The 23,819-nt window shown below is 53.7% G+C and carries 30 protein-coding genes and 1 pseudogene; 12 read left to right on the forward strand and 19 right to left on the reverse strand.

Annotation, left to right across the window (positions count from 1 at the left end; genetic code table 11):
* Window positions 1-5: 5 nt before the first annotated feature.
* The 10 genes from H627_RS0109635 to sdaAB all read right to left on the reverse strand — a co-directional run bounded on the left by H627_RS0109635 (window position 6) and on the right by sdaAB (window position 9,530).
* Window positions 6-839, reverse strand: coding sequence for a DUF1129 domain-containing protein (locus H627_RS0109635; RefSeq protein WP_027828791.1), 834 nt, complete (start codon window positions 837-839; stop codon window positions 6-8).
* Window positions 811-1,179, reverse strand: a complete 369-nt coding sequence (locus H627_RS0109640) for a PadR family transcriptional regulator (protein ID WP_027828792.1) — start codon at window positions 1,177-1,179, stop codon at window positions 811-813. The genes H627_RS0109635 and H627_RS0109640 overlap by 29 nt, the downstream gene beginning before the upstream one ends.
* Window positions 1,180-1,317: 138 nt before the next feature.
* Window positions 1,318-1,578 (reverse strand): ATP-binding cassette domain-containing protein, encoded by a 261-nt coding sequence (locus H627_RS0109645; RefSeq protein WP_027828793.1) that lies wholly within the window; start codon window positions 1,576-1,578, stop codon window positions 1,318-1,320.
* Between the two features lie 131 nt (window positions 1,579-1,709).
* The gene (locus tag H627_RS0109650) at window positions 1,710-3,014 is read right to left on the reverse strand and encodes an adenylosuccinate synthase (protein ID WP_027828794.1); all 1,305 of its coding nucleotides are present in this window, start codon (window positions 3,012-3,014) and stop codon (window positions 1,710-1,712) included.
* Between the two features lie 381 nt (window positions 3,015-3,395).
* Window positions 3,396-4,805 carry a replicative DNA helicase gene (gene dnaB, locus H627_RS0109655; RefSeq protein ID WP_027828795.1) on the reverse strand — a complete coding sequence of 470 codons (1,410 nt, stop codon included), beginning with the start codon at window positions 4,803-4,805 and terminating at the stop codon, window positions 3,396-3,398.
* Window positions 4,806-4,846: 41 nt separating this feature from the next.
* Window positions 4,847-5,302, reverse strand: coding sequence for a 50S ribosomal protein L9 (gene rplI, locus H627_RS0109660; protein WP_027828796.1), 456 nt, complete (start codon window positions 5,300-5,302; stop codon window positions 4,847-4,849).
* A gap of 27 nt (window positions 5,303-5,329) precedes the next feature.
* A complete protein-coding gene (locus H627_RS0109665; protein ID WP_027828797.1) occupies window positions 5,330-7,342 on the reverse strand; it encodes a DHH family phosphoesterase in 2,013 nt (670 codons plus the stop codon).
* A 159-nt stretch (window positions 7,343-7,501) separates the two neighbouring features.
* A complete protein-coding gene (locus H627_RS0109670) occupies window positions 7,502-7,984 on the reverse strand; it encodes a kinase (protein WP_027828798.1) in 483 nt (160 codons plus the stop codon).
* Window positions 7,981-8,850, reverse strand: coding sequence for an L-serine ammonia-lyase, iron-sulfur-dependent, subunit alpha (gene sdaAA, locus H627_RS0109675; protein WP_027828799.1), 870 nt, complete (start codon window positions 8,848-8,850; stop codon window positions 7,981-7,983). The genes H627_RS0109670 and sdaAA overlap by 4 nt, the downstream gene beginning before the upstream one ends.
* Before the next feature lie 14 nt (window positions 8,851-8,864).
* Window positions 8,865-9,530, reverse strand: a complete 666-nt coding sequence (gene sdaAB / locus H627_RS0109680; RefSeq protein ID WP_027828800.1) for an L-serine ammonia-lyase, iron-sulfur-dependent subunit beta — start codon at window positions 9,528-9,530, stop codon at window positions 8,865-8,867.
* A 205-nt stretch (window positions 9,531-9,735) separates the two neighbouring features.
* Here sdaAB and H627_RS0109685 point away from each other — a divergent pair, with 205 nt between their 5' ends.
* The 7 genes from H627_RS0109685 (at window position 9,736) to H627_RS0109715 (ending at window position 14,409) form a co-directional block, all read left to right on the forward strand.
* Window positions 9,736-10,125, forward strand: a complete 390-nt coding sequence (locus tag H627_RS0109685) for a hypothetical protein (RefSeq protein WP_027828801.1) — start codon at window positions 9,736-9,738, stop codon at window positions 10,123-10,125.
* Between the two features lie 76 nt (window positions 10,126-10,201).
* Window positions 10,202-10,684: an NUDIX hydrolase gene (locus tag H627_RS0109690; RefSeq protein WP_027828802.1), complete on the forward strand. Its 483-nt coding sequence runs from the start codon at window positions 10,202-10,204 to the stop codon at window positions 10,682-10,684.
* Between the two features lies 1 nt (window position 10,685).
* Entirely contained in the window at window positions 10,686-10,853 is a 168-nt protein-coding gene (locus H627_RS20090) for a hypothetical protein (protein WP_155827911.1), read from the forward strand.
* A 149-nt stretch (window positions 10,854-11,002) separates the two neighbouring features.
* Complete coding sequence (locus tag H627_RS17800) at window positions 11,003-12,010, forward strand: agmatine deiminase family protein (protein WP_226999214.1); 1,008 nt, start codon at window positions 11,003-11,005, stop codon at window positions 12,008-12,010.
* Window positions 12,011-12,108: 98 nt separating this feature from the next.
* Window positions 12,109-12,786, forward strand: coding sequence for a response regulator transcription factor (locus H627_RS0109705; RefSeq protein WP_027828803.1), 678 nt, complete (start codon window positions 12,109-12,111; stop codon window positions 12,784-12,786).
* Between the two features lie 2 nt (window positions 12,787-12,788).
* On the forward strand, window positions 12,789-13,715 hold the full coding sequence (locus H627_RS17805) for a sensor histidine kinase (RefSeq protein ID WP_051225333.1): 927 nt from the start codon (window positions 12,789-12,791) through the stop codon (window positions 13,713-13,715).
* 40 nt (window positions 13,716-13,755) lie between these two features.
* The gene (locus H627_RS0109715; RefSeq protein ID WP_027828804.1) at window positions 13,756-14,409 is read left to right on the forward strand and encodes a hypothetical protein; all 654 of its coding nucleotides are present in this window, start codon (window positions 13,756-13,758) and stop codon (window positions 14,407-14,409) included.
* Between the two features lie 111 nt (window positions 14,410-14,520).
* Here H627_RS0109715 and H627_RS17810 read toward each other — a convergent pair.
* Both H627_RS17810 and H627_RS0109725 read right to left on the reverse strand, forming a co-directional pair.
* Window positions 14,521-15,089 (reverse strand): annotated as a pseudogene (locus H627_RS17810) (DJ-1/PfpI family protein).
* Window positions 15,090-15,239: 150 nt separating this feature from the next.
* Window positions 15,240-15,695: a MerR family transcriptional regulator gene (locus tag H627_RS0109725; protein WP_027828805.1), complete on the reverse strand. Its 456-nt coding sequence runs from the start codon at window positions 15,693-15,695 to the stop codon at window positions 15,240-15,242.
* 91 nt (window positions 15,696-15,786) lie between these two features.
* On the opposite strand from H627_RS0109725, the gene H627_RS20670 reads away from it, so the two are divergent.
* Together H627_RS20670 and H627_RS20675 are read left to right on the forward strand one after the other, a co-directional pair.
* On the forward strand, window positions 15,787-16,143 hold the full coding sequence (locus H627_RS20670) for an SDR family oxidoreductase (RefSeq protein WP_226999213.1): 357 nt from the start codon (window positions 15,787-15,789) through the stop codon (window positions 16,141-16,143).
* Window positions 16,144-16,145: 2 nt separating this feature from the next.
* Window positions 16,146-16,808: a Rossmann-fold NAD(P)-binding domain-containing protein gene (locus tag H627_RS20675; protein ID WP_226999212.1), complete on the forward strand. Its 663-nt coding sequence runs from the start codon at window positions 16,146-16,148 to the stop codon at window positions 16,806-16,808.
* Here H627_RS20675 and H627_RS17820 read toward each other — a convergent pair.
* Together H627_RS17820 and H627_RS0109740 are read right to left on the reverse strand one after the other, a co-directional pair.
* Window positions 16,793-17,572: a hypothetical protein gene (locus H627_RS17820; RefSeq protein WP_226999211.1), complete on the reverse strand. Its 780-nt coding sequence runs from the start codon at window positions 17,570-17,572 to the stop codon at window positions 16,793-16,795. The genes H627_RS20675 and H627_RS17820 overlap by 16 nt on opposite strands.
* Window positions 17,562-18,158: a TMEM175 family protein gene (locus H627_RS0109740; protein WP_027828806.1), complete on the reverse strand. Its 597-nt coding sequence runs from the start codon at window positions 18,156-18,158 to the stop codon at window positions 17,562-17,564. Before H627_RS0109740 ends, H627_RS17820 begins: the two co-directional genes overlap by 11 nt.
* A 110-nt stretch (window positions 18,159-18,268) precedes the next feature.
* Here H627_RS0109740 and H627_RS0109745 point away from each other — a divergent pair, with 110 nt between their 5' ends.
* The 3 genes from H627_RS0109745 to H627_RS19295 all read left to right on the forward strand — a co-directional run bounded on the left by H627_RS0109745 (window position 18,269) and on the right by H627_RS19295 (window position 20,357).
* The gene (locus H627_RS0109745) at window positions 18,269-19,045 is read left to right on the forward strand and encodes a sulfite exporter TauE/SafE family protein (protein WP_027828807.1); all 777 of its coding nucleotides are present in this window, start codon (window positions 18,269-18,271) and stop codon (window positions 19,043-19,045) included.
* 325 nt (window positions 19,046-19,370) lie between these two features.
* A complete protein-coding gene (locus tag H627_RS0109750; protein ID WP_027828808.1) occupies window positions 19,371-19,571 on the forward strand; it encodes a cold-shock protein in 201 nt (66 codons plus the stop codon).
* Window positions 19,572-19,736: 165 nt separating this feature from the next.
* Entirely contained in the window at window positions 19,737-20,357 is a 621-nt protein-coding gene (locus H627_RS19295; RefSeq protein WP_051225334.1) for a hypothetical protein, read from the forward strand.
* 67 nt (window positions 20,358-20,424) lie between these two features.
* Here the strand turns inward: H627_RS19295 and ssb (H627_RS0109760) are convergent, their stop codons facing one another.
* The 5 genes from ssb (H627_RS0109760) to H627_RS0109780 all read right to left on the reverse strand — a co-directional run bounded on the left by ssb (H627_RS0109760) (window position 20,425) and on the right by H627_RS0109780 (window position 23,304).
* Window positions 20,425-20,862: a single-stranded DNA-binding protein gene (gene ssb / locus H627_RS0109760; protein WP_027828809.1), complete on the reverse strand. Its 438-nt coding sequence runs from the start codon at window positions 20,860-20,862 to the stop codon at window positions 20,425-20,427.
* Between the two features lie 119 nt (window positions 20,863-20,981).
* Entirely contained in the window at window positions 20,982-21,221 is a 240-nt protein-coding gene (gene rpsR, locus H627_RS0109765; RefSeq protein ID WP_027828810.1) for a 30S ribosomal protein S18, read from the reverse strand.
* A gap of 43 nt (window positions 21,222-21,264) precedes the next feature.
* Window positions 21,265-21,852, reverse strand: coding sequence for a single-stranded DNA-binding protein (ssb, locus tag H627_RS0109770; protein ID WP_027828811.1), 588 nt, complete (start codon window positions 21,850-21,852; stop codon window positions 21,265-21,267).
* Between the two features lie 32 nt (window positions 21,853-21,884).
* Entirely contained in the window at window positions 21,885-22,178 is a 294-nt protein-coding gene (rpsF, locus tag H627_RS0109775; RefSeq protein ID WP_027828812.1) for a 30S ribosomal protein S6, read from the reverse strand.
* A 148-nt stretch (window positions 22,179-22,326) separates the two neighbouring features.
* On the reverse strand, window positions 22,327-23,304 hold the full coding sequence (locus tag H627_RS0109780) for a helix-turn-helix domain-containing protein (protein WP_027828813.1): 978 nt from the start codon (window positions 23,302-23,304) through the stop codon (window positions 22,327-22,329).
* Window positions 23,305-23,819: the final 515 nt, after the last annotated feature.

A 23,819-nucleotide genomic window follows, 5' to 3' on the forward strand; every position in this document is an offset into this window, starting at 1 on the left:
TCCCTTTAGTCTTTTGCCCGCCGCAGCATCCGCCAAATCAATCCGTAGAAAAGCAGCAGCGCGACGACCAGCCCCCCGGCTAACCCGATCCGACCCGGCGTCGTCTTCAACAAAAAGGTTTGCCAGGCTGGTACCCGCGTCACGATGCCAATCAACGCCATCATCACGACGATGGGGACAAAGGGCGCCCACATAATTTTATCGTCCTGCCGCCAGAAAACGACGGCCAGCGCAATCAGCAGAATACTGATCAGTACAATGCCGATGAGTCCAGGCAGATAAATGCGCCAGGGTGTTTTCAAAAAGAACGTCAGCAGGAAACCGGGAGCAATCAGTACACAGGCGGCTAACCAGCGCACGACCCAACCCCACCGCCCCCATTGGTGCTGCTTTTGGTAGGTGGTCCGGCCAACATACGTCACGATGCCTAAAGCAGCAAGAGTGAAATACACGCCCGTGAGCAGCAGGGTGCCGATATCCACCGGCGTACTGGGCAGGGTCAGGGACGGGATTGCCGTAATCAAAAAGTAGCCGGCCAAAACGGCGCCCACCATTTTCACCATATTGACCCAGTGATTGGGGATTTCCGCTAAAATATCATCCGCCGTTTCCTGGGGCTGTTTGCCGAAATAATCAACCGCGGCAACGCCATCCTGCTGGGCGGCGATAATATCCGTCAGAATAGTCAGTAATTCCTGCTCAATAACGGCGCTGTCTTTCAATACCGCGCGGGTGCGCATATAGAGCAGCAGATCTTCGTAATACTTTTTGTTATCCGGGGTTAATTGTTCCCGGAGAGTGTTGTTTTCATCAGCGAGTCGACTCGTCTTCGTGGTCATGGTCGGTTCCCTCCTCTGCGGTCAATAACTGGGTCACATGGTCGGTCAATTGGTGCCATTGCTGAACAAAATCAGTTTGGGCGGTTGTCCCCGCGGCGGTCACTTGATAATATTTCCGGTCCGGGCCGTCGGGCGAGGGGCGCATTTGACTGGTGATCAGGCCCTTTTTCTCCAGCGCCATCAGCAGCGGATAAATCGTACCCTTGGGAATCTCAGCGAACCCGTAATTCTCCAGCTCCTGACTCAGCGTGTAACCGTAGTATTCGCCGCGGCTGAGAATAATTAGGACACACCCTTGCAGCACGCCTTTCAGCATCTGGCTGTGCAAATCCTGGGCCATTTTGCCCCTCCTTTCGGCTATTAGGTATTGCCAACTAGTTGGTATCCATAATATACTCCCCGGCGGGCTAGTACGCAATACATAATACTCAAAAAAATAAAATCCCGGTTGCTCGCCGGGATGATGTTCTACTTGCGCTTAGTAGGCATTATCGATACCAGACCGTTTACTGGCATGATAAATGTAGCGATACATCAAATGCCCAATCAGGACATAACCCACCGTTCCGCTGCTTTTATCGATCAAGTCGAGCAGGATTTTGATCAACGTGGTTTTCCCGGCACCATTTTTTCCTAATACACCCAGTATTTCTCCCTGGTGAATGGCGAAGTTCAGATGATCCAGCACGGTGGTCGCACCATACTGCTTGGTAACGTCCGTTGCTGTCAAAATATCCACGACTATCCCCTCCCTGTCTTACTTACTTTAGCCAATCCGCCTGCAGAATGCACGACTTTTTAATACCGCGGTATTTTATGCAAAAAATAAAGCGCCCCAGCCAACGGCCAAGGCGCCCAATCACCATGAAATTACCGCGCAAATTGCGGTTCTTGTTCCCAAACATCTGCCAGCACGCGAGTCTGTTCCCGATCCGGCCCTACGGAGAAAGTCACCAGCGGCACACCGACTAATTCCTGAATCCGCAAAACGTAGTTCCGCGCATTTTCCGGCAGTTCTGCCAAGGTCGTGCAATGGGAAATGTCTTCATCCCAACCCGGCAGTTCTTCGTAAACCGGCTCGCAGGCGGCCAGTTCTTTTAAGCTCGCCGGATAGTGCTGAATCACTTCGCCGTGCAGCTTGTAACCGACGCCGATCTTAACAGTCTTCAACCCCGTCAGGACATCGACGGAGTTCAGTGCCAGATCAGTCAGCCCAGCGACCCGCTTGGCATGTTTCAGAACCACCGCATCGAACCAGCCGATCCGGCGGGGCCGGTGAGTCACGACACCGTACTCATGGCCGGCATCCCGAATCGTATCGCCGATTTCATCCAGCAATTCCGTCGGGAACGGGCCATCACCAACCCGGGACGTGTAAGACTTGGCCACCCCGACGACCCGGTTGATATGGGTTACACCCACACCAGAACCAGAGCCTACGCCAGCAGCGGGGTTGGAAGAAGTCACGTACGGATAGGTCCCCTGGTCGATGTCCAGCATCGTGCCCTGGGCGCCTTCAAACAGCACATTGTGGCCGCTGTCCAGGATGTCGTTTAGGACCACGCTGGTATCCGTTACGAACGGAGCCAGTTCCTTGCCGAATTCAACAAATTTATCATAAATATCCGCAAACTTCAGGGGCGTACCATTGTAGATCTTGGTGATCAGCTCATTTTTGGCAGCCAGATTTTCGGTCAGTTTCTCCTTGAAGGTGTCCGGTTCCAGCAGGTCGGCCATACGAATCCCGACCCGAGCGGCCTTGTCCATATAAGCCGGCCCGATCCCGCGGTGGGTCGTACCGATCTTGTCAGCGCCCTTGGCGGTTTCCTGCAGCTTATCCAATTCAATATGGTAAGGCAGAATCACGTGGGCCCGGTTAGAAATCTTCAGGTGATCGGTCGTCACGCCGGCATCGTGCAGCCGGTGCAGCTCTTCGACCAAACTCTCAGGGTTCACCACGACACCGTTCCCAATCACGGCCGTCTTATCCGGGTACAGGATACCCGATGGAATCTGCCGCAGCGCGTACGTGTGGCCGTCCGTCTTAATGGTATGTCCCGCGTTGTCGCCGCCTTGGTACCGCGCGATGGCCTGCGCCCCTTGACTGAGAAAATCCGTAATCTTACCTTTACCTTCGTCGCCCCATTGGGTCCCGACCACGACCGTTGCTGTCATGAATGTCCACCTCATATTTTATTTTGATCATTCTGCTTCAAAACTCACACCGGACCATAATATCAGTTTTAAATGTGTTTGGCAACGCAAACCCGAATCCCATGTCCCAAACATCCGGCAATCATTCGTAAAGAAAACTGGGACAAGGCCTTCATTTCCTAGTCTACCGAGTGCCAATGCGTAGCAAGCGGAGGCAAAATGGGCTCAGTGGTGGAAACCACACGGCGGCTTTGCCGCCGATGTGGTTAGGCGACTTGAAGACAGCGGTTTTCGCTGGCTTCAAGCGCCGTCACCACGTTCCAGCCCAATTTTGCCGGAGCTTGCGTAGCTTTGGCACGGCGTATCAGGAGAGAGCCTTGTCCCAGTTCCTTCTTACGATCATCACGCCGGTTGCGCGTACGAAATCGACGAGAACTTGTTATACGACTTAATAAACAGCAACTTCACCGTTCCCCGGGCACCGGACCGGTTCTTTTCAATGATCACTTCCACGACCCCGGCATCGGAGTCTTCGTCCTCACTGCTGCTGGGGGCGTTACCGCCACCGCCGCCGCCGTAATTATCATCATCATCGCCGTCCTCATCCCGGTAATAATCGTCCCGGTACAGGAAAGCGACGATATCGGCATCCTGTTCAATGGAGCCGGATTCCCGAATATCAGACAGCACCGGCCGTTTATCCTGCCGTTGTTCCACGCCTCGGGATAGCTGGGACAGGGCAATGACCGGCACGTGCAATTCCTTGGCCAGCATCTTCAGCTGCCGGGAAATTGCCGATACTTCCTGTTGGCGATTCTCTTGACCGCTGCCTTCGATCAGCTGCAGGTAATCGACGACGATCAAGCCGAGATTGCCCTGCTCCTTAGCCAGCCGCCGCGCCTTAGCCCGGATGTTGGCCATCTTGATCCCCGGCGTATCATCAATAAAGATCTGGGCTTTGGACAAGCTGCCCATGGCGACGATCAGGCTTTCCCACTCGTTATCGGTCAGTTGGCCGGTCCGCAAGTGGTTGGCCTCAATACTGCCTTCCGCACAGAGCATCCGGTTGACCAGCTGTTCTGCCCCCATTTCCAAACTGAAAATAGCGACGGAAGTGTCCGACTTGGTGGCCACGTTTTGGGCGACATTCAAGGCAAACGCGGTCTTTCCGACCCCGGGCCGGGCAGCGAGGATAATCAATTCATCCTCGTGCAGGCCCGCTGTGATCAGGTCCAGATCCCGGTAACCGGTGGACAGGCCGGTAATCTCATCGTTGTTCTTCGACAGTTCAGTCACTTTGGTCAGTGCATCGTTTAAGACATCGCTGATCGGCTTGAAGCCATTTTGCTGGGTCGTGTCCGAGACCGCCATGATCTCTTTTTCGGCATTATCCAGCACATCCTCCACATCGCTGTCGGGGTTGTACCCGGTCTGAACGATATGGGTCGCCGTGTCGATCAGTTTGCGCAGGGTCGCCTTCTGCTTGACGATCTTCGCGTAGTACACCACGTTAGCCGCGGTGGGTACGATGTTAGCCAGGTCGACCAGATAAGTGATTCCGCCCACGTCCGCCAATTGCTGACGGGTGGCGAGCTCGTTTTTCAGCGTCACGATATCGATAGCTTCATCGCGATCCGTGAGGGCCACCATCGCCGCGAAGATATATTGGTGGGCTTTTTTGTAAAAATCGTCCGCCGTCACATAGGCCATGGCCTCTACCAAGGCATCACGGGATAGAAAAACGGAGCCGAGAACGGATTGCTCGGCATCGTTATCCTGTGGTGGCGTCCGATCGATCAACTCGTTATTCACTCCGTATGATTCCTCGATTCAATTGATTATTTCCCAGGTAATTAATTCTGCTGAGTGACATGGACCCGGATCACCGCATCCACACCAGGAGCCAGTTTAACCGGGACATTCGTGTACCCTAAAGACCGAATCGGTTCGCGCAGATCGATCTTGCGCTTGTCGACCTTCAGCCCAAATTGCTTATCCAGGGCTTGGGCAATCTGCTTGCTGGGAATGGAGCCGAACAGTTTGGCGTCTTCACCGGCTTTGGATTGAATTTGGACGATCGTCTTATCGTCTTCGATCTTCGCCTTGAATTCCTTGGCTTCAGCCAATTCCGCCGCCCGCTGCTGTGCTTCCCGGCGCTGCTTGCCTTTCAATTCGCTCATGGCTTGGGGGGTTGCTTCCTTGGCCTTGCCTTGCCGCAGTAAGAAATTTTGGGCGTATCCGTCCGGAACGTCCTTAATATCGCCGCGCTTGCCTTTACCGCGTACGTCTTCTAAGAAAATGACTTTCATTGGTTTTCTTCCCTTCTCGTTGTTGTCTTACTCTTCGTCAGCCGCGACCAGCTGGGTCAAGATATCCTTCAACTGCTGGCGGGCTTGGGCGATGGTTGAATCCTTAATTTGCGTGGCCGCGTTGGATAAGTGACCGCCGCCGCCCATCTTTTCCATGATCACCTGGACATTGACCTTGCCCAGGGAACGGGCAGAAATGCCGATCACGCCGTCAATGCGCTTGACGATGACGAAGGAGGCCTCGATCCCGGCCAGCGACAGCAGCGTGTCCGCCGCCTGGGCCGCCACGACCGGATCATAGACTTCATCTTCCTCACCCGTACAGAGTGCCATATTCGGTTCCACCATTTCAATGGTCTCGATCAGGTGATTCTTCTGGATAAAGTTATTGACGTCTTCTTTGAGCAGTTCCTGTACTAGTGTACTATCTGCACCAACCGACCGTAAATAGGAAGCGGCATCGAATGTCCGCGTCCCGGTCCGCAGGGAGAAGCTGTGGGTATCGACGGTGATCCCGGCCAGCATGGCGGTTGCTTCCAGCTTGCTCAAGCCTGGCACGTTTTTCGGCTGGTACTCAAACATTTCGGTGATCAATTCACAGGTCGAACTGGCGTAAGGTTCAATATACACCAGCATCGGATTCTCTGGGAACTCCTCGCCCCGCCGGTGATGATCGATGACGATCAGCCGCTGGGACAGGCGCTGACACAGTTCCGGCGAGATTGAAATCGACGGCTTGGAATGATCCACCAGAATCAGCAGCGTCTTGTCCGTTACCTGATTCAGCGCCTCCGTCGGGGTCAAAATATGCTTGGCCACCTCGGGCTGTTCTTCCACCCGGTGCAGCAGGCGCTGCACATCGGAGTGGACGTCGTTGGCGTTGACGATCACGTCGCATTCCTTGCCATTCATTTCGGCGATTCGGCGAATCCCCAGAGAGGCGCCAATGGCGTCCATATCCGGCCGGGCATGGCCCATGACGTAGATTTTATCCACTTGCTTGAAGATTTCCTGCAACGCCTGGGAAATCATCCGGGCCCGCACCCGCGTCCGTTTCTCCATCGGGTTGGTCCGGCCGCCAAAGAAGCGGGCCGGTGAATCCGGAGCCTTGACGACGACCTGATCGCCGCCCCGGCCCAAGGCCAGGTCCAGGTTGGATTGGGCATCGTTGGCTAAGGTGGCCAGGTTCGGGTTGCCATAGGCAAAGCCGATGGACAGGGTCAATGGATAGTTCTGCTTCGATGTATCCTGACGAATAACGTCCAGAATCTTGAACTTATCGTGCTCAGCCTCTTGCAACCGGGCCATATAAGCCATCACGAAGAAGTGATCATCGTCCACCCGCTTCAGGAACATGTGGTAGTGATTCGCCCAGTCCGTCAGCTTGTTGGTCACGTAGTTGTTCATGTTCGAAATGGCCTGATCATCCATCGATTGGGTGATCTCGTCATAGTTATCCAAGAACACCTGCCCAATGGCCACCTGCTGGGCGGCCAACTGGTCTTCGATCTTGGCGTACTTGGTGATGTCGAGTAAGTAAATAACCCCCAGGTCATCCTGGACGATCATATCAAATTGGTTGTCCCCCCATTTGATCTGGTGGGGACTGTCGTCGCCGCTGTACTTGGCGACAAACTGACCTAAGTCCGGCAGTGCATTATCCAGCGTCTTGCCCAGAATGTCTTTCTTCCCAATATATTGCTGGAAGAAAGGGTTCGTCCACTGAATCTCCTTGTGGTCGTTATACAACAGGATGCCAATGGGCATCTGAATCAGCGCTTCCTGCTCCCCCCGCTTGATGCGGTAGGTCAGGTCGGAGACGTACTTCTGGGTGTCCTGGGTGATGACCTCGGCGGCGTAGTAGATACTGACGACCATGGCCAGAAAGAGAATGGTCAACGCCAGGCCGATCCAGAATGAGTTGAAGAAGCTCAAAATAATCGTCGCCAGCGCTAGGCCCACAATGATCGCAAAAATCGTGATCACTCGGGCATTCCGCATGAAAGCCGGAAGCTTGATGCGTTGGAACACGTTCTTCATTGATATTTTCCCTCTTTTTGAATCGCGTTAGGCGCCTGGAAACAGCGCGCACAAGTAAACGATCGCGTCATAGTTAAGACTATTTTAACACATGTAAGGGAAAGCCAAGTTTTCATCAAGAAAGCAGTCAATGTTCCACGTGAAACATTGACTGCCGCTTTATTTTTGTCCGCTCATCTCGGCCACTGCCTCGGCAATCGACCAACTCGCCGGAATCAGCACTTCTTCCGGCCAGCCCAGCACATCATGGGGCAGAAACCATTTAGCCAGCGCATCTGGGCCAAACGACCCGGCTTGGGATCGCGTTTGGTGGCGCTCAATGGTTTCTGCCAAGGTTAAATCGTAATAGTAGGCTTGAGCTCGGTCAAAATCCTGAGCCAGGCTGGTGAGCATGTCGCCGTACACCGCTTTGCTCAAAATGCCTTCCAGAATCACGATCTGTTCATGGGCCAGGCCAAAGCGGGCGATGGTTTCCATTAAATCAATACTCGGGTTGCCTGGGTGATCGTGGGTCTGCAGCATATCCCGCCGGACCACATCCTGATCAATCAGTAAAGAACCCGGCAGCCGGTCGTGCAGCGCCCGGGCCACCGTCGTTTTACCGGAACCGGAATTGCCGCGGATAATAATCATATCGCTCATCGGTCACCAAAAATCTGCTGCTTCAATTTCAAGGCCGTCGGCGTCGTGGCCAGTCCGCCCTCCGCAGTTTCCTTGAAGGCACTGGGCATTTGCATACCGACCCGGCGCATCGCTTCGATCGTTTCGTCCACCGGGATCACACTCTTCAACCCGGCCAGCGCCATGTCGGCGGAAATCATGGCCTGACTGGCCCCCAGGGCGTTGCGTTTCACACAGGGGACCTCCACCAGACCAGCGACCGGATCGCAGATCAGCCCCAGCATGTTCTGCAGCGTCATCGCCACCGCGTTGGCCGCCTGCACCACGGTGCCGCCCTTGGCGCAGACCAGCGCAGCGGCAGCCATGGCACTGGCGGAACCGACCTCTTCCTGACAGCCGCCCTCGGCCCCAGCGATCCCCGCATTATTGGCGATCACCAGCCCGAAGGCCCCAGCCGTGAAGAGAAAATCGATCTGCTGGTCCCGGGTCATGGCCAGCCGCTCCCGGACGGCCAGCAAAACCCCGGCTAAGACGCCGGCACTGCCCGCGGTGGGCGTGGCACAGATCAGACCCATTTTGGCATTCACCTCATTGACCGCGATGGCATTGCGCACCGCCTCCAGAATGGGCTGGCCGCTCAGGAAATCGCCGGCGGTCAGGTACTGATCCATCCTTTTAGCTTCCATACCAGTCAACCCGGTCACCGATTTCACCCCAGCGATGCCCTCTTTGACCGAACGCACCATGACGTCCAGATTTTTACCCATCAAATGACGAATCTGGTCCGCGCTCCGCGTCGTATTTTCAACCTCCATGTGCACCATCATCGCGGCCACTGACGGATAATCAGCACTCTGTTCAACAAGCTCTTTAATCGTATAAAACATTTTTGGCGGACTCCTTATTCGAAATAGGTGGCATTGATCATGTGCGGCAGCTGCTTCAACTGGTCGAGAATCCCTGGCTGGTAGTCATCGACTTCCAGCACCATGATGGCTTTCTCTCCTTTGGCTGAGCGGGTCACGGTCATGGTCCCGATGTTGATGTTGTTTTCAGAAAAGATACGGGTCACCCGCGCGACCATCCCCGGTACATCCTCATGGATCGTGATGTACGTCGGGGTGCCCATACTCAGGGTGATCTTGAAGCCGTTGATTTCCGTGATCTGAATGTTGCCGCCGCCAATGGATACGCCGGTGACCTCCAGTTTGCGGTCGCCCTTCTTCAGCACAATGCGGGCAGTGTTGGGGTGGTCCACCTTGTCGCTCTTCGGGACAAAGCCCACCGTGATGCCGCGGTCGTAGGCGATTTTTAAAGAATCCGGCAGGCGCGGATCATCCGGGGCCATGCCCAACAAGCCGCCGATGATCGCCACATCGGTGCCGTGGCCACGGTATGTTTTGGCAAACGATTCATATAGATAAACGGTGATTTTTTCCGGCGTATCGCCGAAAATATCGTGGACCACTTTCCCGATCCGGGCCGCGCCGGCGGTGTGGGAACTGCTGGGACCGACCATCACGGGGCCGATAATATCAAAGACACTGTGGAACCTGACGTCTGGCATTTTGCTCTCCGTTCTTGGCACAAGATATACGCTGATTTTAGCACCATTTTCAGAATAAAAATAACAAGAATCAGACTTTGATGCCAGTCCTTGTGCCGGCCTCATCTTTGGTCGTAGGATAAGCCTCAAAAAAATTGGTCTTTTGGTAGGCACGTGACTATAATGCCTTCTTGTATTGAAATCACTCACCCGAGGAGGCAGCCCGATGGACTGGGGACCAATCTCTGAATGGGCGGCGGCAGTGGCCGAACTGCTGGCCGTCAGCGTCGCATTATTTCTACCGTATTATACAGAGCATCGGAAAGAAAAAAGAAAGATCCGCAATCTGCGGGTGGCCATTAACCATCTCAGTCAGCAGGCGCTGGCTGGCGAAAAAGACGCCGTCGTCACTTTGGAAATATTTCTCAATGTGTCTTTTCTGACCACTAGCAGTGCCGAAGCGGAGCGGTTGATCGTCGCTGGCCGCTTGATTCTGGATTCAATCAAGGCGTTGCCGGATAAACAGGCAGAAAATTATTCGGCGGCGGTCCAGCAAATCAACAAGTTAGTCGCGGCTATCAGTACCCCGAAACACCGGTCAAAGGCGAACCGGTAATGACTCACTAGGACGGTTTGCACGCCCCGATTAATCGGGTAAACTGGTGACAATTACTCAGAAAGCAGGTTGACTTATGGCAGATTACATCAAAGAAATCCGCGCCTTAGTGGGACACAAACCGATTCTGCTCAATGCCGCCGGGGGAGCGGTTTTTAACGACCAGGGGCAAATCCTGATTCAACAGCATACCGATAACCGCACTTGGAGTCTGCCCGGCGGCTTCATGGAATACGGTGAAACCTTCCGGGAAACTGTGCTGCGGGAATATAAGGAAGACAGCGGTCTGGAAGTTAAAATCGACCATCTGATCGGTGTTTTCGACCAAGGCTTCACCGTTTATCCCAACGGCGACGAGTGCCAGGTCATTTCGGCCCTCTTCGCGGTCACCCCCATCGGCGGCAAACGAATCACTGAGGAGCAGTTCGAAACCGTCGGGACGGATTACTTCGATGAAGACAATCTGCCCCCGCTGCTCAATCAGCAAACCGCCAACATGATCCATGCCGCCTTCGCGGATTGGCGCAAGCACCACAAACAAGAGAAAGCTAGCGATTAATTTGGCCCAAAAGAAATTCTTCAACCACGAACCGCTTTTCACCGCCCGGAGCTTCGGCCTGGGCTGGAACATCAACATCCATAATCCCATTGGCTTGCTGATTTGCGTTGCCTTAGCGGCGGTGATCATCGGTATGGTGATTTTCAGTATTCTCCATAATGGGTTATAAGCAGTACTTTAAATAAATAAAATAAAAATAGTAACGCAGACGTGTCAATAGCGAATTTTCTCCGGCACCCCGCGAATAATATTTATATAAATAAATATATGAAAATGGCGTGCTATGGTGGGTCCAGCAAATATTCCGAGGAGATTTCAATGGAAAAACGAACTGGATTTTTATACGTCGCCATTTTTGTACTGGCAGTTATTATCGGTGGTGCCCTGCTGCTTGGCCGCCACCGGTCCGAGGCGGGGAGAGAACAGATGGGCACACCAACGATTTACACCGCTCTGCCGAGTCAAACAAATGGCTACTACCGGCCCTTTGCTGGGGCGCTGAAAAGTTTCAGTGCCCAGCTGAACGCTTCGGCTGCACCGGTGGTCACCATCACCAAACAACACTTAGACCAGCCCACCAGCCGCTTCACCTACGACGACATTTGGCTCCGGGACGTGGCGCCGGTGATCACCACCCATATGGTGAAATTCCGCTACGCGCCCAGCTACCTGGCCAAGGCCGACCGCACCTATTTGGACACCCGCTTTCGCGCTTGGTTGAAGCAGATGCACTTTCAATACCGCACCAGCGATCTGGTACTGGATGGCGGAAATTTGGTCTGGAATGGGCACGATACCGTTATTTTGACCGAACACGTCTTCAAGGATAATCCCGAGTGGTCCCGGCAGGAAATCGTCAGTGAGTTGAAATACCAGTTGAACGTCAGCCACGTGATCATTATTCCCGCTGAACCGGGCGATGTGCTCGGTCACGCCGACGGGATGGTCAAATTTATCAATGCCCGGACGCTGTACGTCAGCGACTTCTCCGGCGATGACGTCCTGGTACACACCGTTGAACGCCGCATCAAGGCCGAGCTGCCCGCCGCCAAATTCGTCATCCTGCCTTCGGCTTACACCGCCAAGGATCAATATGATCGTAAAATTACCTCCGCCAAGGGGTTGTATATCAATATGCTGGAAACACCGGACACGATTTACGTACCGCATTACGATCTGCCGGCCGATCAGCGGGTACTCAAAATTATACGCGCCCATACAGCGAAGAAGGTCGTGCCCATTGACGTGGCCAAAATTTCCACCACCGGCGGTTCCGTGCACTGCCTAACATGGGACGTACCGGCGCGGCTGATGCCGGCCCATTAATCAGGTCCAGGCCCTTTCTTTCTGACCGCCACCGGGCAGCCAAAACTGGTACACTATCATTAACGATACCCCGCAACGCGAGAAAGAAAGACGTGACCATGGAACGAATTCTCTTAATTGACGACAATCCCGACATCGGCGCGATGCTGGACACTGTCCTGGGCGACACGTACGCCATCACCAAAGCCTATTCGGGGACCGAGGGCCTGCTCCAAACTCAGCAGCAGGCGTTCGATTTGATCCTGCTGGACCGCATGCTGCCGGGGAAAAATGGCGAGGCAGTGCTGCACAATCTGCGGCAGACTTTGACGACCCCGATCATTATGCTGACGGCGTTGAGTGATAAAGACGACATCGCGCGGCTATTAATGGCTGGCGCAACGGATTATGTCACCAAACCGTTCAACATTAAGGAATTGAAAGCCCGGATCGTCGTCGCGCTGCGGCAAAACGCGGCGCCCGCAACGAGCACTGCCCCGGCGGCGGTTTCGTTTGGCCCATTCACCTTGGCTGAGAAGGACTATACCCTCCATTGGCAGGACCAATCAGTCGACCTTAAAAAGAAGGAATTCGACATTTTGAAACTCCTTTTCCAGCATCCCGGCCAGGTTTTTAGCAAGGAAGCCCTATACACCCAAGTGTGGCACGAACCTTATTACGGGGATGAAAATACCGTCAACGTCCATCTCACTAACCTGCGCAAAAAACTACGCCAACTCGACCCAGACCAGGAGCACATCGCCACGGTCTGGGGTATTGGCGTAAAGCTGGTCTAGCGATGACGACAATCGGCTGGATCCTCCTCATCGCCATGGCTGGCGCGTGCCTCGCTTATTTAGTGTACATTTTGCTGGCAATCCGCGATTTGCGGCACCAGGTCAACGGTATCGCGGCCAGCCGCACCAACAACGACGTCCGCACGGCCAGCCGCAATCCGCTCATCGTCAATCTCGCCAACGCCATCAATACGCTGTTGACTGATCAGCGCCAGGAGCGGGCCGACAACGCCGCTGTGGCGAAACAAATCGATCAGGCGATCAATAATATTTCCCACGATTTACGGACCCCATTGACCGTTGCCAGCGGCTACGTGCAGTACCTCAGCGAAGAAAAACTGCCGCCCGCTAAAGCTCAGCAGGTCCTCACCCAGGCCGAACAAAATCTGGAGACCGTCAATACCCGCTTGGAATCTCTGCTGGAATACAACCGGATCACAGAACACCGCTTGACCGTGCAGGCCGAGAATTTTGACCTGTCTGCCCTGGTCCAAAACGCGCTGCTCACGCTCTATGACGCCCTGCAAACAGCTGGTTTCACTGTCACCCCGCAAATCACCAGCGGCGTCCTGGTCCATCTGGATCAAGAAAAGACCCGGCGCATTATCCAAAATCTGCTGGGCAATGCCCTGATCCATGGGATTAAAACTTTGCACGTCACCTTATCCCAACACCCCGCGGCACCCACCATCACGCTCACTGTGACCAATGGCATCGCCCACCCCATTACGCACTTGGAGCGGCTGACTGACCGCTTCTATACTGAGGACCTGGCGGGGCAAACGGGCAACTCCGGCTTAGGGTTATATATTACCCAACACTTAGCGGAATTGATGCAGGGACAACTAGCATTAACCACTACAGCCACCGCCTTCACCGCCACCGTGACTCTGCCGCAGCGGATCGCTTCAACGCCGAAAGCACCCTGAACCGGCAGTAGCCCTAAACTTGTATCGGAGGCCATGCCCAATGAAAGTAATTAACGTATACCCACTGCCAGATAAGCACTTGATTGGTGTCCCGGTTAGTGAGCGGGCCCTTCTGCCCAAACAGCGTCAGGCCACAGCCCCAGTCACGATGAGCACGGAACAAGTATTTCTCTTGCCCGAATCTGAGTACAACCTCTTTACTCATCATATGGAACGCCGGTACACGGAAGGCTTTCAGATCAACACAATACTGCTTCAGGATCTAATACACTGGCCTGATGATTGGCATTACGGTGATGCCGTAGTGTTCCTCACTGATCCGAGTGAGGAAATGACGGGGATGCTGAATAAGTTGTCCATTTCGTTTAAACAAACCGTGGGCGAATCCGATACCTGGGCGATCGCAGCCAACCAGTATCCCAAGTTATTCGATATTTATACGACGACGCACGAATTTGATCAGCGAAAAGCCAAAATGGTAGCGATTCCGGGTATGCTCCACACACCTGTTCCAACTCCGATCAGCTTCCCGAAACTCATTGAACTCGCAACACAATATTATGGGCTACCTAGATTAACTCTAATGATGGCCACGATTCTCCAGCATACCAAAAGCACACCGTTTTCTGTCTCTCTTCCAGGGCTCACGATTAACGGCGACAAAGATACCCTGGACGTCGTTTTTTTCCTGTAGTGGCGCTTTGAATTGAGTATCCCGAAGAGGCTCCCACCAATCCCGTAATCAGGATTGGTGGGAGCCTCGAATTCTGTACATTCTAGCTCTCATTCGCGATGGCTTGTCTTGTTATACAAACGGATTCCCATATTTCTGACAATACTCGTAGAAGCCCAGCCGATAAAGATCGACATCCTGATGCACCTGTTCAGCTGACTTAAACCGAATCATTTTGAGCGTTGCTTCAGTAAAGTCCAGCACCGCCGTCCCATTTGCCGTAACGAGGTTGCGATCCCATACGGTCTGTTGTGCCAGAAAGCCATTCTGGTTTTGGTACGCGCGATAGTCCCGCCAGAGATATTGGGCGTTGCCTGTGTGCTGATACTGATTCAAAAGCCCATTTCGTGCTAAGTAATCCACGGTACCGCAAATTGCTGCCACCGGTTGGTCAGTATGTAGCCGACTGGTAATCAATTGTTTCAACGGCTCATTATTGACAGCCCAGGAGTTACCGCCAATCAGCACGAATAATGCACACTCGCTGGGAATCTGATCGATTTGATAATCCATCTGGGTCGTAAAACCACCGATAGATGGATCACCTTTTGTGCTGAGGCAGTTTTGACTGTCCAGTCAGGTGCAGTATTCAGCATCCGGGCCAAATAGGCACCTTCCCAATCGGCATAATCATCCATCATCACAAACTTCCAGATTATCCAAGGCTAATTGTTGCGGGTACTGCTTGGTGACGTTTCTTGCTTCTAATACAACATCCATGTGGTTGCCTCCGTGATGACTTGATGGTTCTACTATATCGGCCAAGGATAAAGCGACTCTTAATTCGAGTATTAACTATCTCTTAATTCCGCTGCGGCATAAGGATCCGGTAATCCAGCCGCCGCTTTTTCTGCCTGCACGTATCGGCGCTCCTGGGTAATGATTGCCACTGCATCTGGGGCCAGATAGATGTCCAGCTTGTAGTCAATCTCCTTGAGATTGGCCGTCAGTCGACGCTGTTCAGCCAACACGGCTGCCCGCTGCTTGGCTAATAATTCCTGCCGCGCGGGAATCGTCGTCGGACCAGCCATGCAGTAAGCAACGTATTGCCGAATTTCTTTAATGGCCATGTTGGTATTTTTCAAGCAGCAAATCGTATGCAGCATATTCAGGTCAGAATCAGTAAACACGCGGTAGCCTGCTTGATTGCGGCCCACAAAGGGCAATAATCCCTGCTGGTCATAAAACCGCAGCGTATAAACCGATAGGCCGGTCAAGGCCGCTGCTTCTTTAATCGAATAAGTCATTCAATACACCTCCGGACGATAAATCCTTGCCCTAGAGTATACTCGATGGTTTAAGGTAAACACAATTGTCAATTAAAGGAGACGATAGTTTATGACTCACTATCTCGTAACCGGCGGCACCGGCTTTCTCAGTGCGCACCTCATTGCCCAATTGCTCACCCAAGGCGCGTTTGTCCGGACCACGGTGCGTTCCCTGGAGAAGTCCGATCAAGTCCGACAAACTATGGTCGACAATCATATTCCGCACTTGGATCGGCTCAGCTTCGCCGTCGATGATCTGAACACAGACGCCGGCTGGGCCGCTGCCATGGCCGATATTGAAGGGGTGTTCAGCGTCGCTTCCCCCGTGTTTATGGATCATCCCCAAGACGCAGCTGCGGCCATGCGCCCCGCGATTGACGGCGTCCAACGGGTGATCAAAGCGGCCCAAGGGGCGTCCGCCGCTTAGTCATGACCGCTAATTTCGGCGCAGTGGGGTTCAGCAACCTTGATCCACAGCACGTGACCACCGAAGCTGACTGGACCGATCCAGACCAGCCTGGTTTGTCGCTTTACGAAAAATCCAAATTATTGGCCGAAAAGGCGGCCTGGCAACTGATTGATGCGCCGGACAACCATCTCGAATTCGCTACGATTAATCCAGTCGCCATTCTTGGCCCCGCATTAAGCGCCCACCTGTCTGGCAGCTTTTCCATTCTCACCAACCTAATGAATGGCTCGCTCAAGGTCGTACCGCCCATCGCGCTGAACATCGTTGACGTCCGGGATGTCGCAAAATTGCACATTTTGGCCATGCAAACTCCAGCCGCCAATCACCAGCGCTTTATTGCGGCCGCAGACGGCATGATCAGCATGCCGCAAATGGCCGCGGTCATTCGGCAGTATGTCCCAACAGTTGCAGATAAGCTGCCGCGACACACGCTGCCGGTTTGGGCGTTGCATTTGGCCGCTCATTTCAACCGCACGGCGAAAGAAGGGGATCTCTTACTGCGGGTCAATCATCATGTCAGCAATCAAAAGGCCCGGACTGTCTTGGGCTGGGAACCGCTCGGCAGCATTCAAGATACCCTGCAAACCACCTTAGCCAGCATGGCCCACTATGGGGTGTTGTGATCGGCGCGATGAATTGTCTGCGCCACCGTCGTCATAAAATTCTTCCCATACGCCGCCGCCAACTGCGGCGGCCAGTGGACAATGCGCGCATCCGCGGCCAGCATTGGCTTGAGCCACTGGATCGTGGGCAAGAGTTTCAACATATAATGACTGGAAAACTGGGAAAACAGCAGGTTGGCCCCGAAAAAGTCGATCAATTTGTCCTGAAAAGCCGGCGCAGACACGGGTACCAGCAAGTTGTTGACGTTGTTGCGGTCGCCCAGAAACAGCGGCAGGCGGCGAAAGTCGTTCTGCAAATCAAAGGAGCGGCCCTTGTGGCTGGCAGCGATGGCCGGCGTCATCTGGACCAGCCAGACCAGCTTGTGATCGGCCAGGACCAGCAGCTGGCGCAAAACAGCTAATTCCAGCGGCGTGAACTGATACCGGGCAGCGGCCGCCGCCGGGCTGGCCAATGCTTGGCGGACGGCCGCCGAGAGGCCGGTTAAGTTCGGCAGCGCCGGCCGCACCACTTCAACCTGCTGGACTTGGGTCAGCCAGTGGGGGTGGGTCGCGATGCGCAGGGTGAGCCAGATAGGAGGCATTGCGGCGCTGGACCAGCGCAGCAGCCAATACGAACTGGCACTGGAGCGGGCATAGTTGGCCGCCGTCAGCTGCACCCCCTGGGGCAGGCCGGCTTGGACGGCCGCTTTTAAGGCTCGGTGAAATGCGGGTGTGCTGGTTTGGGCGGCTAATGCCGCCGCGTGCTGGTCTGGCTCACTGCCCATGACGCGCTGCCCACCGCCGCCATAGATGTGTTTGCACCGTCCGGCCGAATAGCCCCAGAACGATCACCAGCAGCAGCCATTGCGGCAAGATCAGTCCGATCACGATATAAACCCCGCTGATAATCAGCATCGTGGCCGCCCCGCGATACTCCTCCTGATCATGCGGCGTTAACTGCGCCCGGCCGCCGCCAGCGCGGATCACCAACCGGAAGAGAATAAACTGCACGGCGTCAACAAGGAAGATCACCCCGGCAAACATCAGCGCCCCAGCCTGCTCCCGGGGATGATCGCTGAGAAAGCTGGTGGCAAACGGCGTCAAACAGATAAAGCCTAAGTAAATGAAGTTGTAGACCAGCAATTGAATGGTCGGTTCTTTGATAGCGTGGAACAGCTCTTGATGATAGATCCAGTATTGGGCGACCACCCCAAAGCTGATCATGTAAAGCAGTACTTTCCACCCCGTCGCGCTCATCGTGGCCCAAGTGATCCGCTCGGGCACATCGATATCCAGCACCATCAGCGTTAACACCACGGCAAAGACGCCATCGGAAATAGCGACTAGCCGACTATGCGAATTCTGAAACATCCCGCTGCCCCCTCTTTCTTCCCTATTATACCCGCCCAGCAGTTGCGGCCGCCCACAGATGGTGCCAGAATAAACCCAACGATTATTTTTCAGAAAAGGCGGTCCCACTCATGACCCTCACCCACTTCGTCTTCCTTCTCGCTGCCGGCATTATCGCTGGTTTGCTCAGCACGATTGCCGGCTTAGCGTCCCTGGCTTCTTACCCTGCACTGCTGATGATCGGCATCCCGCCAGTCATCGCCAACGTGACCAACACCGCCGCCCTGGTCTTCACCGGTATCGGCGCCACCTTCTCATCCCTGCGGGAATTGAAGGGCCACTGGGTCGAACTCAGCCGCATCCTGATTCTGGTGACCATTGGCGGGGTCATCGGGAGTGCTGTCCTGCTGCTGGCCCCGGCTTCCAGTTTTGAGAAAGTCGTCCCATTCTTCATCGGGGCTTCCGGCGTATTGTTACTGGCGAGCGGCCGGGCTCCGAAGAACCCTGATTTAACTGCCGCTACCGGCCCCCGGGCGGCCACCAAGGGCCAGCAGGCGTTGGTCATCTTGGCTATGGTGTTTATCGGCGCCTATTCCGGCTACTTCGGTGCCGCGGCCGGAGTTATCATGCTGGCCATCCTGGCGATGATCTCCACCGAACGCTTCACAGTGATCAACGCCGAACGCAATGTCGCCGGTTTTGCCTCTAATGCGATTGCGACAGTGATTTACGCCTTCACCACCCACATTGCCTGGCTGCTGGTCATTCCGCTGGGACTGGGCCTGTTGATCGGCGGCTACATGGGCCCGGCCATCGTCCGGCGGGTGCCGGTGAAACTGCTGCGGGTGGTCATTGCCCTGGCGGCGTTTGGCCTGGCGATCGACTTGTTTATCAAGGCGTATTTTTAATAAAAAATACGAAAAGACCGCCCGGCTTTCCGACAAGGCGGTCTAACGGTATCAAGATTCCTATGGGATCAAGATAAATTTATTTGGTATCAAGATTCCTTATGGCATCAAGATGATACTAATTTTACCCCAATGTACCGATTCGTGCCACACTTTGCCGAATTGAAAATCCCATCGCAAAAAGAAATTAGGTGTTTCCAGAAAAACGTGGTACACTATTCAAGTAATCAAGAAGCGGAACTTGTTTTGTCTTGTACGATGGATTTCCTTTTTCGATTACCTGGTGCAACGTTACTTTAGTTTTTTGAATAGGAGATTTATCTACATGCAAAACGGTACAGTTAAATGGTTCAACGCTGACAAGGGTTATGGCTTCATCACTGGTGACGACGGCAAGGATGTATTCGTACATTTCTCCGCTATCCAAGGCGACGGCTACAAGTCTTTGGACGAAGGCCAAGCAGTATCCTACGACGTTGAACAATCCGATCGTGGCCCGCAAGCTACGAACGTTGTTAAGCACTAATCTCTGATTAGGGTGAATCCCCTGGGCGCAAGCTCAGGGGATTTTTTTGTCTCCCGACTGTTAAATTCCGCCTAAGCCGACACGCTCGCCGCCACTTTCCTTCCCCGCTCCCGTATAATTGAAGTAGTGGAAGCGCAGTCACAACGGGGAAGGCGGAGAAGAATCATGGAAAAACGTCTTAGTGTATTGGCGCTGGCGCTGCTGGCAGCAGGGGTGCTGGGCGCGTGCGGCAACACCAATCAGGATGCCGCAGCCAGTGGTACCAGCAGTCAGGTCAGCCAGAACAAGCGCAGCAGTGAGAAGAGTTCGTCTGCGTCGACCAGCAGTAAGCAGGTCAGCAGCGACACCAGTACGAGCAGCAGTTCAACTAGTCAAAGCAGTTCTTCAGCGGCGGAATCCTCCGCCGTCAACAGTCAGCCAACCGACCGCATTCTTCGGATCAATACCACGGCATGGGATATTTACCAAATCACCAGTGCCGAGGCCAAAAGCGGCGCGCGGCTGCCTACTGTCTACATCCTATCTGACGGCCCGCGCTTCGAGAGCAAAGGCCCGACCGAATGGCTGTACGTAAACGTCACGGACGCCAGCGGGGCGCAACTGGCCAAACAATTGGTCAACAAACCCCAACTGGTCATTGACGGCAAGACCCTTAAACCGCTCAAGCAGTACGCCCTCCGGCCGGAACAGGTGCGGGAAGACCACGACATTATGGATGAATATTTGCAGTGGAATTCCCACTGGTTCATCGAAACACCGACTAACTTGTATGTTTATCAGCAGTAACATACAAAAACGTCCTCAAGCACCGCCGAATCGGCTGGTGCTTGAGGACGTTTGGCGTTAACGGGAATTAAAATGGCAGGTCGTCATCGGCGATGTCGATGTTTTCGCCATTGCCCGCGGCGACGAAGACGTTGTCGTCTTTTCCAGCAGTTGTTACTGGCTGGCCAGCACGCCGGGCGTCAGTTATGGCCTTTGATTCCAGGAGAGCAAAACTATCCACCGAGACTGCCGAGGCGTAAACTTTCTGACCATCTTTCTCATAGCTGCGTGTCCGAATTTGGCCCTCAATTCCCACCAGAGAACCCTTGCAGGTGAAGTTGACAAATGATTCCGCCGACTTGCCCCATACCGTACATTCGATAAAATCAGAATCCCGTTCACCGTTGGCGTTCTTAAAATTACGCGTCACTGCCAGATTGAACCATGCCCGCGCAGTTCCGCCCGGCGTATACTTTAACTCCACATCCCGCACCAAGCGGCCCACCAGCGTTACCCGATTAATCATGATACCCTCTCCTTCACGTGTCTGAATGTGTCGCCGTTTTCCGGCCACACCATTACATTACGCAAAAGAGGCAAAGAAAAACGCCCATCAACAAATTGATGGACGCTTCACTGTCAGCTTTAGCCTTCCTCAGAAACGAACGGCAACAAGCCCATGATCCGTGACCGCTTGATAGCGATGGTGATCTTCCGTTGGTTCTTGGCACTGGTGCCAGAAACCCGACGCGGCAAAATCTTGCCCCGCTCGGAGATGAACCGCTTCAACAGTTCGGTATCTTTATAGTCGATATATTCAATATGGTTAGCGGCGATGAAGTCGACCTTACGGCGACGACGGCCACCACGACGTTGTCCTGCCATGGAAATCCTTCCTTTCTCGTGAATTATCTGTACGTTCAGCTAGTTAGAACGGTAAATCGTCATCAGAGATGTCGATAGGCTGGCCGTTATCCGCAAATGGATCGGATAAGGAGTCATCCTTCTTCGGCGCCCCGCTATTCGCATTGGGGGCCGCAGAATTACCATTATTCTGATTCAAAGGAGGCTGGCTCTGATTATTCCCTTGACCGCCATTGTAGGAGGACTGGTTGTTTCCACCGTAAGGCTGACCCTGGTTCGGGTTGCCGCCTTGGTTGTCGCTGCCAGTATCCCGCGGCCGGGCATCGGTGACCGACTTGGGTTCCAGCAAGGCGAAGTCATCGGCCACCACTTCGGTGACGAAGACCCGTTGGCCCTGCTGATTCTCATAGCTGTGAGTTTGAATCCGGCCATCAATGCCGACGAGCGATCCCTTGCGGGTGAATTGAGCGAAATTCTCCGCCGCCTTCCGCCACATCGTACAATTGATGAAATCGGAGTCCCGCTCGCCCTGGGAATTCTTGAAGTTCCGCGTTACTGCCACAGTGAACCGGCCAACAGCCGTGCCGCCTTGGGTGTAGCGCAGATCAACGTCCCGGGTCAAGCGACCCACTAATACCACACGATTGATCATATGCAAGCTCCTTCCTTTTGAGTTCTAACTAATTAATCCTCTCGGGTAACGATCATATGCCGTAAAATTGACGGCTCGATCTTGCTCAACCGATCGAATTCGTTGATGGCCTTATCGTCGTCCGCGTGGACGTTGACGATATGGTACGTACCTTCGCGATAGTGGTTGATTTCGTAAGCAAAACGACGCTTTGCCCAGTCTTTGGAATCATCTACTGTTGCCCCGTTGTCGGACAGAACCTTGTCGAACCGTTCGATCAAAGCGGCCTTGGCATCATCGTCGATATCCGGCTTGATGATGTACGTAATTTCGTAGTGTGTTGCCATGACTGTTGCACCTCCTTATGGACTTAATGGCACGCGTTTCCCACGTGCAAGGAGAGTATTAAAAACATTTCTGAAAATTCGTTAGAACACAAAAAAGTTCGATACTCACAAGTTGATAGCTTACCATAAATACCGGGTCGCCACAAGGTCACTCAATAACGAGGCGGAAAAACGTGTAATCCGCCTCCGGCCCGTGGGTGGCGATCTGCGTTAACTCGTTCTGCACGTATTGAGCGATATCGGTCATCCGCAGCGCCGTGGCTAAGCGAATGGCGCCCTGGCCCACCGTGGCCGCGGTCTCCCGCTGACCAGTCCGGTACAGCCACCAGGCCCGGACGAAGCAATACATAATTTCGTGTTCAGCATTGGGATCAGCAACCAATGCTGCCTTGTATTGCTCCAAATACTCCGCCGCGACCGGGTAAGCCCGGCGATTCATTTCCAAAAACAATTGATTGGCAATCATATCAAACCGCAGGTGCGGTGCCCCGCGAAACGTACTATATTTCTTGCTCCGCTTCACCGCCACCTTGAACAATCGCCGCTCATCGGCCACCTGCATATCCAGCGAAAACAAGGTAAACACATAGAGTTCAAATTCACCCCAATCGCTGACATTGTACAGATAATTCTGGGCTTCCGCAGAATACTGCCCGGTATTATTCAGGCTGGTCAGCGGCCGCTGTTGTTCCAGGCGCGTGACCATCCGCCGCATGACTTGCTGGATACGCCAATGGAGCACATTCAGCAGTGTGGGGGCCGCCTGATACTGCGCCGCGGCCGCCCTTTCCCGGCGGGTCAAATCCGTCAGCGTCTGTTGAATGTCCGCTGGTGAATCCAGCGATAGGTAATTACCAAATAGGCGGTCCAGCATGGCTGTACGACTGTAATAGCCGTCTGTGCTGGCCTTTTTCTCAGTCGGCGTCCCATTATGAATGTAGAAAAACTCCTCGGGAGTCGTAAAGATACGGTCCAGGAGATGCAAAAAGCGGCTGGTACTCATGTCGGCAAGGCCCCGCTCAAATTTCGAGAGAAAAGACGCCGTCAGCTGATTGTCGGCGACATCCATGAGTTTGAGACCTTTGTTTTTTCGAATTTTACGAACGGTTTTGCCCAACGCGGCCAAGGGGTTGCGCTTCCTTTCTCAACTAAAAATGTTCTTATATGACAATTCTCATTCAATCTCATTTTAACCCAATTAAGATGGAGGTACAACATCGATAAAGGGTTATTAACAGTTGCCAATATGGTATTGTTCGAATCTATTCGACGTTAAACGGTGTCTCCGTTAATGCGTATGTGAATCAACAATCCTCAGTATTTGACACTTTTCTGTTATCTCACAACTGTGAGTGTTGTCTTACAAGGGATGGGCCTGCGTTACTGTTGACGGTTAGAATGTTGTCGATTGGGGACAGCTTTGATAAAATTGGTTATCAAGAACATACGTTTCCCACTGCTATTGACGACACAGAACAGCTGATTAGGAGGACAGAGCCCATGACCCGCAGTTATAAGACTAAACTCCACGTGGCCAATGATGCCCAGAATGATTTTTTGGTCCTATGCATGGCTGTTAAACGTAAACTGTACAATCTTTATCGCAGCGTGCAGTTTGGCTTGCTGGAAACGCGCAAGCGG

Origin of the sequence: Schleiferilactobacillus harbinensis DSM 16991, from assembly GCF_000425885.1 — a bacterium.
Lineage (GTDB): Bacteria > Bacillota > Bacilli > Lactobacillales > Lactobacillaceae > Schleiferilactobacillus > Schleiferilactobacillus harbinensis.

Bases quoted from the DNA above. Each gene is read 5' to 3' on its own strand.
- H627_RS0109685 (WP_027828801.1), top strand. From the start codon at position 9,736: ATGGACTGGGGACCAATCTCTGAATGGGCGGCGGCAGTGGCCGAACTG.
- H627_RS0109650 (WP_027828794.1), bottom strand. From the start codon at position 3,014: ATGACAGCAACGGTCGTGGTCGGGACCCAATGGGGCGACGAAGGTAAA.
- H627_RS0109670 (WP_027828798.1), bottom strand. From the start codon at position 7,984: ATGAGCGATATGATTATTATCCGCGGCAATTCCGGTTCCGGTAAAACG.
- H627_RS0109750 (WP_027828808.1), top strand. From the start codon at position 19,371: ATGCAAAACGGTACAGTTAAATGGTTCAACGCTGACAAGGGTTATGGC.
- H627_RS0109745 (WP_027828807.1), top strand. From the start codon at position 18,269: ATGACCCTCACCCACTTCGTCTTCCTTCTCGCTGCCGGCATTATCGCT.
- H627_RS0109705 (WP_027828803.1), top strand. From the start codon at position 12,109: ATGGAACGAATTCTCTTAATTGACGACAATCCCGACATCGGCGCGATG.
- H627_RS0109690 (WP_027828802.1), top strand. From the start codon at position 10,202: ATGGCAGATTACATCAAAGAAATCCGCGCCTTAGTGGGACACAAACCG.
- rpsF (WP_027828812.1), bottom strand. From the start codon at position 22,178: ATGGCAACACACTACGAAATTACGTACATCATCAAGCCGGATATCGAC.
- H627_RS0109715 (WP_027828804.1), top strand. From the start codon at position 13,756: ATGAAAGTAATTAACGTATACCCACTGCCAGATAAGCACTTGATTGGT.
- H627_RS0109740 (WP_027828806.1), bottom strand. From the start codon at position 18,158: ATGTTTCAGAATTCGCATAGTCGGCTAGTCGCTATTTCCGATGGCGTC.
- H627_RS17820 (WP_226999211.1), bottom strand. From the start codon at position 17,572: ATGGGCAGTGAGCCAGACCAGCACGCGGCGGCATTAGCCGCCCAAACC.
- H627_RS17805 (WP_051225333.1), top strand. From the start codon at position 12,789: ATGACGACAATCGGCTGGATCCTCCTCATCGCCATGGCTGGCGCGTGC.
- H627_RS0109640 (WP_027828792.1), bottom strand. From the start codon at position 1,179: ATGGCCCAGGATTTGCACAGCCAGATGCTGAAAGGCGTGCTGCAAGGG.
- rplI (WP_027828796.1), bottom strand. From the start codon at position 5,302: ATGAAAGTCATTTTCTTAGAAGACGTACGCGGTAAAGGCAAGCGCGGC.
- sdaAB (WP_027828800.1), bottom strand. From the start codon at position 9,530: ATGCCAGACGTCAGGTTCCACAGTGTCTTTGATATTATCGGCCCCGTG.
- ssb (WP_027828811.1), bottom strand. From the start codon at position 21,852: ATGATCAATCGTGTGGTATTAGTGGGTCGCTTGACCCGGGACGTTGAT.
- H627_RS20670 (WP_226999213.1), top strand. From the start codon at position 15,787: ATGACTCACTATCTCGTAACCGGCGGCACCGGCTTTCTCAGTGCGCAC.
- H627_RS19295 (WP_051225334.1), top strand. From the start codon at position 19,737: ATGGAAAAACGTCTTAGTGTATTGGCGCTGGCGCTGCTGGCAGCAGGG.
- H627_RS20675 (WP_226999212.1), top strand. From the start codon at position 16,146: ATGACCGCTAATTTCGGCGCAGTGGGGTTCAGCAACCTTGATCCACAG.
- ssb (WP_027828809.1), bottom strand. From the start codon at position 20,862: ATGATTAATCGGGTAACGCTGGTGGGCCGCTTGGTGCGGGATGTGGAG.
- H627_RS0109725 (WP_027828805.1), bottom strand. From the start codon at position 15,695: ATGACTTATTCGATTAAAGAAGCAGCGGCCTTGACCGGCCTATCGGTT.
- rpsR (WP_027828810.1), bottom strand. From the start codon at position 21,221: ATGGCAGGACAACGTCGTGGTGGCCGTCGTCGCCGTAAGGTCGACTTC.
- H627_RS0109665 (WP_027828797.1), bottom strand. From the start codon at position 7,342: ATGAAGAACGTGTTCCAACGCATCAAGCTTCCGGCTTTCATGCGGAAT.
- H627_RS0109635 (WP_027828791.1), bottom strand. From the start codon at position 839: ATGACCACGAAGACGAGTCGACTCGCTGATGAAAACAACACTCTCCGG.
- sdaAA (WP_027828799.1), bottom strand. From the start codon at position 8,850: ATGTTTTATACGATTAAAGAGCTTGTTGAACAGAGTGCTGATTATCCG.
- H627_RS17800 (WP_226999214.1), top strand. From the start codon at position 11,003: ATGGAAAAACGAACTGGATTTTTATACGTCGCCATTTTTGTACTGGCA.